The following is a 14,111-nucleotide window of genomic DNA, read 5'->3' on the forward strand; positions in this document are numbered from 1 at the left end:
GACTTTTTTAACAAAACTATCAAAAATTCATTAAATAAATGTAGCAACACCCGCCCACAGGTCATTTGCTAAAACAATTTTACATTCCAACTATTTTATACGGGAAAGAAGCATGTGATTATGGATATAGAAACCAGACTGCCGCCCGATTTGCTTGAGTTTTCACAACAGATCCCCTCTGTTGCCTGGAATCTAATCATTATCGTTTCGGCGATACTCATAGGCCTTTTTACCAAATTTATCATAACCAGGTTATTTAAAGTGTATGCCCGGCGAAAGGATACTGATTATTCTATCCTGCGATCAATAATCGTAAACCTTGGACCGGCAGTGGCTTATTTTATACCCTTATTCATACTCAACCTGTTTTCGCCGCTGATGAGGATGAACAAACTCTATTATCAGCCCTTCGATAAAACTATCGAGATTTTGCTTACCATATCATTTGCAGGCTTGCTTGTACGTTCTGTACGGATCCTGGAAGATTATATTTATCACGCTTATGATCTTAATAAAGTAGATAACCTTAAAGAACGTAAGGTGCGGACACAGATCCAGTTTATTCGTAAGATCATTGTAGTAACCATCATCTTTTTAACTATAGCCATTATCCTGCTTAGTTTTGAAAGTATGCGCAAGATAGGTACGGGTTTGCTTACCGGCGTTGGCATTGGTGGTATCATAGTTGGTTTTGCCGCGCAAACCTCATTGGGTAATTTACTCGCAGGCTTCCAGATCGCTTTTACACAGCCAATCCGTATTGATGATGTTTTGGTTGTGGAGGGCGAATGGGGGCGCGTGGAAGAGATCACCCTCACTTACGTGGTTTTAAAGATCTGGGACGAGCGGAGGTTGATACTGCCCATTAATTATTTTATTCAAAAGCCCTTCCAAAATTGGACACGTACGTCGGCAGATATCCTGGGTACCGTGTTTTTGTACATGGACCACACAGTCCCGGTTGATGCTATACGCGAAGAATTTGAACGCCTGATAGTTAAATCAAACTTATGGGATAAACGGGTTAAAGTAGTACAGGTAACTGATGTTAAAGAACATACTATCGAGATCAGGGTACTAATGAGTTCCCGAACCTCATCAGATGCATTTGACCTCCGCTGCTATATCCGCGAAAACCTGGTAACCTTTATTCAAAAGAATTATCCCGACAGCCTGCCCCGCTCGCGTAACGAGATCAGTAACCTGGGAGAACTTGAAAAATATGTTCAGCCTGCAACCGGGGCATAAATCAGCTTGCTTAAGCCAAAACCCGATCCTATTACCAAAGCATCTTCAATCGCGCCAATTAATGGGTCGGCAATATGATTTGCCTTAACTGTGTTTTTTCGCAGGAAGTAGCTTCCGTAGGTGGCTGCTATTGCTACTGCCCCTCCTATCAGTGCTCCGGTTAATGCTTCACCGCCAACAGCTTTATAAATACTTGCACCGGCCAAAGCACCTGATAGCCCCCTTGCCGCTAACCCGGTGGGTTCTATACGGTTTGGAGTTGAAGGTAATTTATCCGCAATAACTTCAGTAACCGATAAGATCTTTAAAACAGCAGCCACGGTTGTTGATTGCATGAACCTTAGCGGTGATTTTTCAAGTTGCTTTGATGGATGATGACTTAATACATGCGTTGTTACAACAGGGGCAGATAAGGTACGCATACCGGCTAATGTACCAAGGCCTATTACCGGCCAAAGCGGTTTTGATATTTCAAGTTTCATGGCTGTGATAAACGTTTGCATAAAGAACCATAAATACATTATTATGTTTTATTTAAAAAACTGTCATAAAACAAAACAGCCGCAATCTTTCGACCGCGGCTGTTTGTGTTACTAATGGCTCTTTATTTTAAACTGTTTCTGTTTCCAATACCTCCACATGTTTAGTTTCAACCGATTTTTTACCGAACAGCCTTGCTTTAAGATTATAGCGGATGAGGTATAAACAAGGTACAAGGATCAACGTAATGATGGTAGCGAAACCTAAACCAAAGATCATTGTCCAGGCTAATGGGCCCCAGAAAGCAACGTTATCACCACCAAAATGGATATGCGGTGCAAAATGGGTAAACAAGCCCACGAAATCAATATTAAAACCAACGGCCAAAGGTATCAAACCCAAAATAGCTGCAGTTGCAGTTAACAATACAGGCGTCATACGGGTATGGCCGGCTTCAACCACCGCATCGTGGATGCTTACCCCCTGCTCCAACAGCATATCGGTAAACTCAACCAATAAGATCCCGTTACGAACAACCACACCTGCCAGCGCAATGATACCGATACCTGTCATTACGATAGACATGGTCATGCCAAATACGCTAACCCCCAGCAATACACCAATAATACTAAAGAAGATCTCGCTGATAATAATAAGCGTTTTACCAATTGAGTTAAACTGGATCATTAAAATAACAAGAATAAGCCCAAATGATACACCAAGGGCGGAAAGCAGGAAATTCATGGCTTCCATTTGGTCTTCCTGGCCACCACCCTGGCGTATGATAACGTTATCCGGCTTTTTGAAGTTATTAATAGCTTTTAAAATATTGGCGTTAACATCATTAGGGTTGTTAGGCTTAATAACATTTGAGCCAAGTGTTAAAACCCTGCGTTGCTGTTTACGCCTGATATTGCTGTACGTAGTTGTATAACGTACGTCAGTGAAAGCTGATATTGGCACCTGGCGTATTGTTCCATTCATTGCCATATCGCGATAGGTTATTTTTAAGTTTTTGATCTCATCAATACTGCCTCGCTGATCTTCGAGCGCTCTTACTTTTATTTGATAATCATCCTCTTTAGTATTTCTAAAATCAGCTGCTTTTTTTCCAAAAATAGCGGTTGCCAAATTATCAGTAATCTGCCCGGACGATATTCCTTCCCTGTTGGCACGCTCACGGTCAACATCAAATACTATTTCAGGCTTATCACTTTGCACGTCGGCAATAAGATTTTCGATACCAGCAATATTCTGTTTTGCTAAATAATTTTTCAGTCGCGTGCCTGTCGCTACCAAAGTATCTAAATTATCACCAACAATTTCAATACTTATATCCTTTTGTACAGGCGGGCCACTATTTTCTTGGGTTACTGATATTTTAGCGCCAGGGACACCTTGTACAGCTTCACGTATACGTTTGAGTATTGCTTTAGTATCTTTTCCGTTTCGCTTACCAAACTCAACAAAAGCAACTGTTATTTTGCCTTTATTCTGGTAGTCACTTTGGTCTTCATCTGTTGGATCATTTACTCCCTTTGTAACATTTGAAATAACTGACGACACAATATCCTTATCAGGCTCAACAACTGTTGCAACCTTTTTTTCTATCTGCCTGGTTACTTCGTTAGTATAAGCTTGATCAGTACCGATAGGCAAAGTAATATAGACGTATGCAAAGTTAGGGTCGCCGGAAGGAAAAAACTCCGGAGTCTTTCCTCGTACTGCCATCAGGAAAATAGCAAAACCAAATAAGCCAATGGTTCCTACCAAAACGGTTACAGGTCTGCGAACAGCGCGTTCAAGCCATTTGGCATACCAATTTTGAAATTTGGGCCAGGCGTTTTTCTGAAATCTGTCAATAATCCGCAGCAGGAAGAAATGATTGATCAGATATAATACCATGATCAGCACCATCAGGTTGCCAAAACCAATATTGATCAAGTAACCGATTACCGCAGCGATGGCCAAAAATATCATAGCCCTTTTTGTAGGCCTGTCAAACTTAGGGTTATCATGCTCACCATCATGATGAGGTTTCATAAAATCAACCGCAAATACAGGGTTAAAGATATAGGCTACCACCAACGAGGCCAACAAAGTAATGATCAGTGTTATAGGCAAGAAAAACATGAAATGGCCAATCAAACTATTCCAGAATGCCAATGGTATAAATGGAGCCAAAGTGGTCATGGTCCCTGAAAACACTGGCAAGAAAACCTCGCCTGCAGCCATTTTTGCGGCCTCCTTAATCGGAACCTTTCCGTTAGCAAAAATACGGTGTGTATTTTCTATCACCACAATAGCATCATCTACCACGATACCCAGCGCCAGCAAAAACGAGAACAACACGATCATATTGAGCGTAAAGCCAATAGCAGGCATCACCAAAAAGGCTATGAAGCATGACAATGGAACCGAGAGCGCAACGAAAATAGCATTGGTTGTGCCCATGAAAAACATCAGGATAACGGTAACCAGCAAAAAACCAATAACAATCGTGTTGATTAAGTCGTTTAACGTTGTGCGGGTTTTGTCAGATTGATCCCCGGTTACTGTAATATCTAATCCTTTGGGAAATACTGTCTTCTGCTTAAGTTTGATCAGGTCGTTGATTTTGTCTGAGGCTTCTATCAAGTTTTCACCCGCCCTTTTACTTACATTAAGAGTAATTACATTTTTAAAATTAGGGTTGGCATTAGTTTTCAAACGAGCATAGCTTTCCTGCTCGAGAAATGAATCCTTCACTTCCGCAATATCCCTAAGATATATTGGCTGTCCTTTAGGGTTCCTGATTACCATTGCTTTTACTTCATCAGCATTTTTAAAATCCTGCTTGATATCAATGGTACGTCGTACTCCATCTGTTTTCACTGTGCCCGTAGAGGCTAATATATTTTCGTTTCCTACAGCTGTAGTAATATCATTAAAGGTAAGCTGCGCCGCAGCCATTTTATTGATATCGACATTTATTTGAATTTCTGGAGTCAATGCGCCCACCTCGTCTACTTTAGAGATTTCTTTAAATCCTTCTATTTCATCTTTTAACGCGTCTGCATATTCTTTAAGCTTTTTGAGGTCGTAATTACCCGATATATTTATATAAAGGATAGGGATATCAGCCACATTAATATCTGAAATGGTTGATTCCTTAAGATTTGGATCCCCCTGCGGAAGGTCCTGCTTCGCTTTATCAACAGCTTCCTTAACATCTGTTTTCGCATCTTTTATATCAATATCAGCATTGAACTCCGCAGTAATTACCGAAGCGTTTTGAATTGAATTAGATGTTACCTTTTTTAAACCTTTTAATGATTTCAGGCGTTTTTCGATTTGCCTGGTTACCAAATTTTCAATATTCTGCGGTGATTGCCCCAGAAACTGTGTTGTGACAAACACTTTTGATTGCGCTATATCCGGAAAGTTTTCCTTAGGCAGGCGATTATAACTTATCAGGCCAAGTGCAGTGATCAGGAACATGAGCACATAAATGGCTGTTTTGTTATCAATGGCCCAGCTTGAAGGGCCAAATTCTTTTTTTACATCTTTCATAATGAACAGATCAATTGGTTAATAACTAATTGGCCGACTGAACAACTTTGATCTTATCGCCGTCCTCTATTTCAGTTGCACCTTCAACAACCAGCTGGTCGCCGGCTTTTAAGCCTGATAATATCTCTGTTTGGCCACCATAGGTAACACCCGATTTTACATTTACCTGCTTGGCAATACCATTCTGATTTACAAAAACATGGTCGCCACTCTCTGATTTCTGTATAGCTTTAACCGGTACTGCTATGGTATTTGTTTTTGAATAATCAGCAATTTTTAAAATTGCAGTCATATTAGGGCGAAGTGTGCTGCGCTGAGGTAATTTGACCTCCACGCCAAAGCTGCGCGATGTTGGATCGATAGCTTTAGCTGCAAAAGTTACCTTGGTAACTAATGAATCCTTAGCATCCGGAATCAATATTTTAACATTGTTACCTGTGTTTACACTGCTTGCGTATGATTCAGGAACATCGGCCTTAACTTTTAACACATCGGCATTTACAATACGGATCCCCGTTTGGCCGGGTGTGGCAGCCTGCCCCAGTTTCAGATCCATTTGATCTACCGTACCAGAAATTGGCGATATAATGCGGTATAAGCCCGATTGTCTTTTTAAGGAAGCCAAAGCTTTCCGATTACTTTGTAATGCGGTTTGAGCTTGCAGATATTGCACTTCGGTACCAATTTTCTGATCCCAAAGGTTCTTTTGACGATCAAACAACTGTTGACTCAAGCTAACCTGTGCTTCAGCTTGTGCTATATTTTGTTGCATAACACTATTATCCAATTGTGCTAACACCTGCCCTTTACTTACATGCTGGCCGGGCTTTACATAAATAGCTGTAATAATTGCTTGTGCCTGCGGATAAGCCGTAACATTATCCTGCGCATCTATTTTACCCTGGATCTGTACATAGTTGGTAAAGCTGCCATTCTTCACTTCAGTAACACTAACATCCGTGGTTTTAGCCGAATCGGTAGTACCCATTTCAGCCTGCAGCTTCACAATCTTTGCATTGAGATCCGATTGTTGCTTTTGCAGATCAGCCAGTTCGGCCTTTTTATCTTTGGGTTTACCTGAGCATGCAGCCAGTAAAACCAGGAAAGGTATGTATATGAATTTTTTCATTTTCATTGTTATATAGTGAGTTTAGTGTTGTTGTTATTTAATTCGTCCGTAAGCTTTGTCAAGGTCAACTTTGCTAACCAGGGCATCATAAAGGCCCTGTATATATTTATTATCAGCATCTTCAAGGCTGGTTTGGGCCTGCGTAACTTCGATGCTTGAGCCTACGCCTTGCTGATATTTTATTTTTGAAACACGCAATACCTCTTGAGCAAGCTGCTGGTTACGTTTTTGATTATTAAGCGATTGTAAACCATTAATATACGATACGGTTGCCACCTTAGCATCAAGGTTTATGGTATTTTTAAGGTTAACCAGGTCGTTTGTTGACTTTTGCACTTCAATTTTTGCCTGCCTTACCTGGTTAAGCCTTTGCCCGCCACTGAAAATCGGAACGTTAAGCGTTAAACCGATATAACTTGAAGGAAAAACCTGGCTATAAAGTTTGCTGAAATTATTATCCTGGTACGACGCCGCATAGCTGCCATTAGCGCTTAATGTTGGCAAATAAGTTGACTTTTTGTTTTGCAGATCAAGCTCGTTCAGCTTTTTCTGAGTCTCCTGTAAAGAGTATTCTATGCGGTTATGGTAAAATCCTGTATCTACCGCTAACTCTGCAACATTGTTATCAAGACTAACATCACTTAGTTTATCTTTCAACACAAGGTTTTGATCAACAGGCATCCCCATCTGAAACTTCAGCATCTGATAGTTCAGTGCCAGTGAGCGGATTACATTTTCGCGGTTGGTTATCAGGTTATTATACTGTACCGTAATGCGGTCTACATCAATCTTTTCAACAAAACCCTGCTTATTTTGGGCTACAGTTTGGTCAACCTGCTGTTTCAACTGGGCAATATTGGCGTCGTACAACTTTATTTGTTCGTCACTTACTAAAACCTGGTAATATGCTTTAGTAACCGCAACATTGGCTTCAATCTTTGAGCGGGTATAATTGCGCTGTGAAAGCTCACGATACGTCCTTGAAGCCTTTAAACCAACAAGATAACTCCCGTTAAAAAGGATCTGGTTTAAACTAAGACCTAAGTTAGATTGGTATTTTACACCAAACTTAACCGGAACGAAGGTGCCCGGGGCACCAAAAAACTCGCCCGGTAATAAAGTGGTTGGTATTTTCAGATAATCCTGGAATGAAGCGGAACCACTGATTTGCGGCAAGCCGATCCCGGTAGTTTCCTTTACCTTATATTCAGCACTTTTGATATCGAGGGCCGAGTTTACAACTGTATTCTGATGCTCATAAGCATAATTAACACAGTCCTGAACCGTAAAATTATACGTTTGTGTGTTAGGCGCTGCTTCCTGCGCATAGCTTTTAAAGGCTATGGCACAAAACACAGTTGCCGTGTAAAATAAATATTTCATTATATATATTGTGGTTGAGTGATTTGATTTCATTTAAGCTGATACAAATTTCATGCAGTTAGTGACAACCCTGTGTCAGCATGTTATTCATTATTAATATTCTTATACTCATTAAGCAGCTTGTAGCCCTCAAGTGTACAAATGCCATAATTAAAATGATCTAAAAACTGAACTTGCACTTTCCAGGGACTAAACTCTGCTACAGGGAATATTGAAGTATTAAAGCCCAACTCTACCTGGTTAACCCGCATGCGTGCCATTATCTTTACGTCAATATCCTTACGAATGTAACCCTGTCCCATTCCTTTAATTAAAAGCTCTTCCATTTTTTGGATCAACACCCCGGCCTTGAACTGTTGAAAATCGTCCCAGGCTTCAGAATGATACTTTTGCAGGTCGTGGATTACAATAGGGTTGATCCTTGAAAATATTTCCTCCGAGCATTTAGTCATGTTGATCATCTCCTCAATTACATTGTTTGATCTGTTGATGATGTCATTCATCTGATCTTCGTCTTCCTTTAGTTTCTTTTTTGTAAGCGCGACAACTAACTCGTTCTTGTCCTTAAAAAATTGATAGATCGTTTTTTTTGACATACCAAGATGCCTGGCAATATCATCCATGGTGATACTTTTAATTCCCGCAGTTAAAAACAGCTCCTCGGCACCTTTTATAATTCTTTCTGTTTGACTCATTGACTTTCCGGGTCAAAACTAAGGAAACATTTTTTGAATAAAAAGTTTCCATTCATTTTTACTTTTCCATTACAAACACTTGTTTATTTTTAAAATCCATTTAATAAATGCTTATTATCCTGTGGTTTAATTGTGAAGCTTTTAATCTGCCGCTGGCACCTCAAAAATGATTACCTTTGCAAAAAATTATTACCCACTCTCTTTTTATTATATGACGCTTACTTCACTTTCAGCGATCTCGCCTATTGATGGCCGTTATAGAAACACCACCGCCGATCTTGCCGGATACTTTTCAGAATTTGCCCTTATCAAGTACCGTGTATTTGTTGAGATAGAATATTTCATAGCACTGGCCGAATACCCACTACCTCAGTTACAATCATTTGATAAAAATCTATCGGAAAAGTTACGCGACATTTACAGGAATTTTTCGGAAGATGAGGCTGAGAGTATCAAAGTGATTGAAAAAACCACAAATCACGATGTTAAAGCCGTTGAATATTTCATTAAAAAAGAGTTTGATAAATTAGGTTTGGAACCTTACAAAGAGTTTATTCACTTTGGCCTTACTTCTCAGGATATCAATAACACAGCTATCCCGTATACCTTTAAACTGGCATTAAATAACAGCTACTATCCTGCCATTAATGACCTGGTTAATATCCTGAAAGCATTTGCTGCCGAGTGGGAAAATGTTCCCTTATTGGCGCATACCCATGGCCAGCCGGCTTCGCCAACCCGTTTAGGCAAAGAGATCCTGGTTTTTGTTGAGCGTTTGGAAAACCAGCTTGAGCTGCTAAAACCTATTCCAAATTCGGCCAAATTTGGCGGCGCTACCGGTAACTTTAATGCGCATAATATTGCTTACCCGGCCATCGACTGGAAAGCATTCGGCAATAATTTCGTGAACAATATATTGGCATTAAAGCGTTCACAGTTTACCACGCAGATTGAGCACTATGATAACTTTGCTGCTCAGTGCGATGCATTGAAACGCGTTAACAATATCCTGATTGATCTCGACCGTGATATGTGGACCTACATATCCATGAACTACTTTAAACAAAAGATCAAAGCGGGCGAAGTTGGCTCATCGGCCATGCCGCATAAGGTTAACCCTATCGATTTTGAAAATTCGGAAGGTAACTTGGGCATCGCTAATGCTTTGTTTGAGCACCTTGCGGCCAAATTGCCAATTTCAAGGTTACAGCGCGACCTTACCGACTCGACCGTATTAAGGAACATCGGTGTACCTTTTGCACATACATTGATCGCCATTAAATCAACCGTAAGGGGATTAAACAAGCTGTTATTGAATACCGATGCCATTAATGCCGATCTGGAAGCTAACTGGCCGGTTGTTGCTGAAGCCATCCAAACCATATTAAGGCGTGAGGGCTACCCTAATCCATATGAAGCCCTGAAAGATCTTACCCGCACCAATCAGCAGATCAACGCCAGCACAATAGCCGAGTTTGTTGATACGTTAGATATAAGTGATGTTATTAAAGATGAGATCAAAAAGATAACGCCGTTGAACTATACTGGTATTTAATCTGCAGATTTCAAATGTGCAGATGTGCAAATTATATTATGATTTTTTGATGCTTATCAATTTGCACATCTGAAATCTGCACATTTGAAATTTACTCATCTGCACATCGGAAGTCACATCAAAGAAATGTCATAACAAAGTTTAGGGTAGCTTTTAATAAAAAAGGTAGTTAAATTTGTTAATTAGATTGAATAAAAACACGAGACGATGAACATCAACGTATATACCGAATTAACGCCGAACCCGGCAACTATGAAATTCATAGTTAATAAACTGCTTATTAATGGCAGTGTTGACTACCCTACTAAGGAAAGTGCCGAACATTCACCTTTTGCAAAGGAACTGTACAAGTTTTCGTTTGTAAATGGTGTTTTCTTTGCCAGCAATTTTGTTACCATTACCAAAACTGAAGGCAGCGACTGGGCGGATGTTGAGCCGATAATGAAAGAGTTTGTTAAAGGCGCCGTCGAATCAGAGTTAAAGATCCAGTTAGAGGAAGAAGCTGAAGCCGGAAACTTTGAAGGCACTGAAACCGAAGTGAAAATTCAGCAGATCCTGCATGATTACGTTCGCCCGGCTGTTGAGCAGGATGGCGGCGCTATTTCTTACCGCTCATTTAACGAGGGTGTTGTAACTGTTGAGCTTCGCGGTTCATGCAGCGGCTGCCCGTCATCAACCGTAACCCTTAAAGCCGGTATCGAAAACCTGCTTAAACGTATGGTTCCTGAAGTTACTGAAGTGGTTTCTGAAGCGTTATAATATTATTGATTGGGGGTTTCGAGCCCTGTTACTTACACGAAAGCCTTTCATGAAAATGAGAGGCTTTTTATTTTCAAATTGTTTGGATTCTATTTGATTATGTTTAACCATTGAGCTGCTAACTCTTCAACATAATCCACAAATGTGTCTATCCCCTTAAGGTATGGAATGTGTATTGCGGTTGCCTCTCCATAAATTCCACGCAATCAAAATCATGGTCATGTGAAAATAAAAAGACATTGCCGTTGTGGGGATTATACATGCTTAAAGAGCCATTTGCCTCTTCAGCAAATGCCACAAAATCAGAAAAGTTAATTGGGGTACAATTCTCATCATCACACATCGTTTCGTAATAGTCGTCATAGTCTCCTATTCCTCTTGACGATTCTGTACCCAAAAACATGAAATTCTGATTGTTGGTAAACGAATTCGCCGGCTGATTAAAAGCTTCCCTGATACCACCAATAATTCTTATAAGTAACTCATGCTCAGAAATCATTTCAACAAAATAAGTTTCAGGGTCTTCTATTTCATTTAGCCAGCCACAAATCAGGTTTTCTTTGGTATTCCACGCCAACAATAAATATCTTACATCCTCAATATCAACAAATGTAACTCTGGCCTTTTTTATTAATGAAGTAAGTTTGGGAAATGTGTCTTCAAATTCAACACTTAGTCTTACATCTCCTTTTTGTAACTGAACATTCGAATCTGGTTTCACAAACCACCTGACCTCGGTTTGAAACGCTTTAAAATCGTTGTTGTCTTCCATAACAATCGTGACTTGATCTTGTTATTTCCATGTAAAAAACAAGTTTAGATTTATATTACAAGTGATAAAGGAATGCTGGACGCATCGACGAATGCCGAAACGTGATTAGATGCCTATTTGAAATACTTCCCTATCACCTGCAACATCTCCTCTGTTATTTTCCCGTTAGTCGCCAGTAACTCCCGGGTATCCAATACCTCAAAGCCACCCTTAAAGTTCACTACTTCACCTCCTGCTTGTTTTACAATTACAATACCGGCGGCAACATCCCAGGCGTTGAGGTTGTACTCATAAAAAGCATCAAAACGACCGCAAGCTGTATAGGCCAGATCAACAGCGGCTGAACCTAAACGGCGTAAGCCATGGCTGCTGCGCATCAGTTCCGTAAACAATTCGATATAGGCGGTCTGCTTGGTAAAATCGTAATATGGGAACCCGGTTGCCAATAAGCTGGTGCCTATTGTGTTGTTTTTACTTACACTGATCTCTTTACCGTTCAGGTATGAAGGCGAATCTTTCCAGGCATAGAAACATTCATCAAGGTTTATTTCATATATCACACCTGCTATCAGCTCATCATATTCCTTTAAAGCGATACTTACGGAAAATGCAGGTACGCCATGAATAAAATTGGTAGTACCATCAAGCGGGTCGATGATCCAGTTGTAACGCTCGCCTATTTTAGTGGTTGTTTTTTCTTCGGTAATGAAACCGGCCTCAGGCAAAATTTTGCTCAGGCCTTTTACAATGGTTTCTTCGGCGGTTTTATCAACATATGATACCATATCGTTGAGGCCTTTATATTCTATTTTATCAGGATCAAACGCTTTACGCTCCTGCCTGATGAAATCACCTGCCTGTTTTGAAACTTCAATTACCTGGTTTAGGATGTTCGCTGTTTGCATGGTTATGTTTTAATGAAAGGCTAAATGAAAAAGCCTTATGGATAAAAAAACTTGCGAAGAACAGGCTTAGCGCCGCCGAGATCCGCGCTACCGTAGGGTTAAAACTGCAAGCCTGGATCAATATTTTCACAACAGATAAGTTGGCGAAAAAGCCGATGATAGCCACTGTTACAAAACGCGAAAACTGTTTGCGGGGCGCCGATTTCGATTCATTGAACACCATATAGCGCGTAATCAAAAAATTAACTACAACGCCCATAAAAAATGATAGAGCCAGCGAAACGGTATAGTTGCGAACTGTAAGTCCGAAAACCTGATAAGTATGCTGAATAAGCAGGTTATGATAAAAAAGGTAAAATGCGGAAACATCTACCAAAAAACCAGCCCCGGCCGAAAGTACAAATCTGAATACCTGGTTATTGATCAATCTGCCTTTTGATTTGCTATCAGCCATTTGTTGTGCCCGGTGCTTTCTTTTCTTTGTTTAATCCTGTTACGATAAGTGCAATGCCACCTAAAACCATGATCACAGAGATCATCTCGGCCTGAGTAAATGAAACACCGGCAACAACATATTTGGTATTAACCCTGATGAGTTCGATAAAAAAACGCTCAACGCCCGCTAATATCATATATACACCAAACAAAACACCCGGAGCTTTAAAATTGTGCCTTATTTTCCATAATACAAAGAACAGTAATAAACAAATTACACTCTCATAAAATGAGGTTGGATAAACCGGATATGGCAACTCATGGCAAAACTTGCCCACACAATTCACCATCTGTACACCTTCATCGTTCACGTTATGCGGAAATTTAAAACTCCACATCCAATCGGGCGCCCAGCTTAACCAATGTGGTTTCGGTGCCACGTTAACTATACCCCAATCGCCATCTCCACTCATCTGGCAGCCTATACGGCCTAAGGCATAAGCCAGCATCATGCCCGGGCCACCGATATCAAGCATATCCAGCGGTTTAATGCCGTGTTTGTTAGCAATATAGAGTACTGCCGCGCCGCCGCAAATCAGGCCACCGTAAAAGGTTAAACCACTAAAGCCTATCAGCATGCCAACCGGGTCTTTCATAAAGTCGCCCCAGTTTTCCAGTGCATTAAACAGTTTAGCACCAGCAAAGCCAAACACCGCAGCCCATAATAATATACTCCCCATCAATTCGTTTGGGTGCACATCAACATCTTTGGTTACCGGTTTGTCTAACTTTTGTTTTTGAGCCTCTTGCCACGCCCAGTACGCAAATGCTGCAGCCCCAAGGATCCCACCTATCCAGTTGCCTCGCAGGGATAACAAAAACTCCTGCGGGTTATCTATAAGAGCCTGATAATTGAGAATACAATCAACAATTTTATAGCCTAAAACAAAGCCAAATACAACATTACCTATCAATTCGGTATTTGAAGCGGGCAAACCTATAGTAACCCGTTTTTTAAAAGTATGGATTACGCCCAACGCTTCTTTGCGTTTAAACTCCTGGCCAAATGCCCAGTAAGCGCCAACAAAAGCTATCGCCACAAAAAAGCCGAAGGTTTGTATAGGCAAAGGAAGATTAAAACCAAAAAGGTATTTCAGTAACGATGTAAGCGTTGGAAACATAGGTTATATTTTAAGGC

The 14,111-nt window shown here is 40.5% G+C and carries 12 protein-coding genes; 3 read left to right on the plus strand and 9 right to left on the minus strand.

Annotation, left to right across the window (positions count from 1 at the left end):
- Positions 1 to 120 precede the first annotated feature (120 nt).
- The gene (locus tag ABIC84_RS05515) at positions 121 to 1,248 is read left to right on the plus strand and encodes a mechanosensitive ion channel family protein (RefSeq protein WP_426588533.1); all 1,128 of its coding nucleotides are present in this window, start codon (positions 121 to 123) and stop codon (positions 1,246 to 1,248) included.
- Here the strand turns inward: ABIC84_RS05515 and ABIC84_RS05520 are convergent.
- The 5 genes from ABIC84_RS05520 to ABIC84_RS05540 all read right to left on the minus strand — a co-directional run bounded on the left by ABIC84_RS05520 (position 1,227) and on the right by ABIC84_RS05540 (position 8,487).
- Entirely contained in the window at positions 1,227 to 1,730 is a 504-nt protein-coding gene (locus ABIC84_RS05520) for a DUF4126 family protein (RefSeq protein WP_429262918.1), read from the minus strand. The two genes, ABIC84_RS05515 and ABIC84_RS05520, sit on opposite strands and share 22 nt — an antisense overlap.
- Positions 1,731 to 1,857: 127 nt before the next feature.
- Positions 1,858 to 5,280 carry an efflux RND transporter permease subunit gene (locus tag ABIC84_RS05525; RefSeq protein ID WP_429262919.1) on the minus strand — a complete coding sequence of 1,141 codons (3,423 nt, stop codon included), beginning with the start codon at positions 5,278 to 5,280 and terminating at the stop codon, positions 1,858 to 1,860.
- Between the two features lie 25 nt (positions 5,281 to 5,305).
- The gene (locus ABIC84_RS05530) at positions 5,306 to 6,409 is read right to left on the minus strand and encodes an efflux RND transporter periplasmic adaptor subunit (protein WP_429262920.1); all 1,104 of its coding nucleotides are present in this window, start codon (positions 6,407 to 6,409) and stop codon (positions 5,306 to 5,308) included.
- 33 nt (positions 6,410 to 6,442) lie between these two features.
- A complete protein-coding gene (locus ABIC84_RS05535) occupies positions 6,443 to 7,792 on the minus strand; it encodes a TolC family protein (RefSeq protein ID WP_426588540.1) in 1,350 nt (449 codons plus the stop codon).
- Positions 7,793 to 7,875: 83 nt separating this feature from the next.
- Positions 7,876 to 8,487, minus strand: a complete 612-nt coding sequence (locus ABIC84_RS05540; RefSeq protein ID WP_426588542.1) for a TetR/AcrR family transcriptional regulator — start codon at positions 8,485 to 8,487, stop codon at positions 7,876 to 7,878.
- Positions 8,488 to 8,698: 211 nt separating this feature from the next.
- On the opposite strand from ABIC84_RS05540, the gene purB reads away from it, so the two are divergent.
- On the plus strand, positions 8,699 to 10,042 hold the full coding sequence (gene purB / locus ABIC84_RS05545) for an adenylosuccinate lyase (protein ID WP_429263052.1): 1,344 nt from the start codon (positions 8,699 to 8,701) through the stop codon (positions 10,040 to 10,042).
- Positions 10,043 to 10,249: 207 nt separating this feature from the next.
- Positions 10,250 to 10,801 carry a NifU family protein gene (locus tag ABIC84_RS05550; protein ID WP_426588546.1) on the plus strand — a complete coding sequence of 184 codons (552 nt, stop codon included), beginning with the start codon at positions 10,250 to 10,252 and terminating at the stop codon, positions 10,799 to 10,801.
- Between the two features lie 148 nt (positions 10,802 to 10,949).
- Here the strand turns inward: ABIC84_RS05550 and ABIC84_RS05555 are convergent, their stop codons facing one another.
- The 4 genes from ABIC84_RS05555 to ABIC84_RS05570 all read right to left on the minus strand — a co-directional run bounded on the left by ABIC84_RS05555 (position 10,950) and on the right by ABIC84_RS05570 (position 14,094).
- Positions 10,950 to 11,573, minus strand: a complete 624-nt coding sequence (locus ABIC84_RS05555; RefSeq protein WP_426588548.1) for a hypothetical protein — start codon at positions 11,571 to 11,573, stop codon at positions 10,950 to 10,952.
- Positions 11,574 to 11,686: 113 nt separating this feature from the next.
- Positions 11,687 to 12,478 carry an inositol monophosphatase family protein gene (locus ABIC84_RS05560; RefSeq protein ID WP_426588550.1) on the minus strand — a complete coding sequence of 264 codons (792 nt, stop codon included), beginning with the start codon at positions 12,476 to 12,478 and terminating at the stop codon, positions 11,687 to 11,689.
- Entirely contained in the window at positions 12,444 to 12,932 is a 489-nt protein-coding gene (locus ABIC84_RS05565) for a GtrA family protein (RefSeq protein WP_426588552.1), read from the minus strand. Before ABIC84_RS05565 ends, ABIC84_RS05560 begins: the two co-directional genes overlap by 35 nt.
- Positions 12,925 to 14,094, minus strand: coding sequence for a prolipoprotein diacylglyceryl transferase (locus tag ABIC84_RS05570; RefSeq protein ID WP_429262921.1), 1,170 nt, complete (start codon positions 14,092 to 14,094; stop codon positions 12,925 to 12,927). Before ABIC84_RS05570 ends, ABIC84_RS05565 begins: the two co-directional genes overlap by 8 nt.
- Positions 14,095 to 14,111: the final 17 nt, after the last annotated feature.

This window comes from Mucilaginibacter sp. 3215 (assembly GCF_050433785.1).
Taxonomy (GTDB): Bacteria; Bacteroidota; Bacteroidia; order Sphingobacteriales; family Sphingobacteriaceae; genus Mucilaginibacter.

Coding starts and splice junctions, on each gene's coding strand:
- purB (WP_429263052.1), top strand. CDS start 8,699: ATGACGCTTACTTCACTTTCAGCGATCTCGCCTATTGATGGCCGTTAT.
- ABIC84_RS05520 (WP_429262918.1), bottom strand. CDS start 1,730: ATGAAACTTGAAATATCAAAACCGCTTTGGCCGGTAATAGGCCTTGGT.
- ABIC84_RS05530 (WP_429262920.1), bottom strand. CDS start 6,409: ATGAAAAAATTCATATACATACCTTTCCTGGTTTTACTGGCTGCATGC.
- ABIC84_RS05565 (WP_426588552.1), bottom strand. CDS start 12,932: ATGGCTGATAGCAAATCAAAAGGCAGATTGATCAATAACCAGGTATTC.
- ABIC84_RS05570 (WP_429262921.1), bottom strand. CDS start 14,094: ATGTTTCCAACGCTTACATCGTTACTGAAATACCTTTTTGGTTTTAAT.
- ABIC84_RS05550 (WP_426588546.1), top strand. CDS start 10,250: ATGAACATCAACGTATATACCGAATTAACGCCGAACCCGGCAACTATG.
- ABIC84_RS05560 (WP_426588550.1), bottom strand. CDS start 12,478: ATGCAAACAGCGAACATCCTAAACCAGGTAATTGAAGTTTCAAAACAG.
- ABIC84_RS05515 (WP_426588533.1), top strand. CDS start 121: ATGGATATAGAAACCAGACTGCCGCCCGATTTGCTTGAGTTTTCACAA.
- ABIC84_RS05540 (WP_426588542.1), bottom strand. CDS start 8,487: ATGAGTCAAACAGAAAGAATTATAAAAGGTGCCGAGGAGCTGTTTTTA.
- ABIC84_RS05535 (WP_426588540.1), bottom strand. CDS start 7,792: ATGAAATATTTATTTTACACGGCAACTGTGTTTTGTGCCATAGCCTTT.
- ABIC84_RS05555 (WP_426588548.1), bottom strand. CDS start 11,573: ATGGAAGACAACAACGATTTTAAAGCGTTTCAAACCGAGGTCAGGTGG.
- ABIC84_RS05525 (WP_429262919.1), bottom strand. CDS start 5,280: ATGAAAGATGTAAAAAAAGAATTTGGCCCTTCAAGCTGGGCCATTGAT.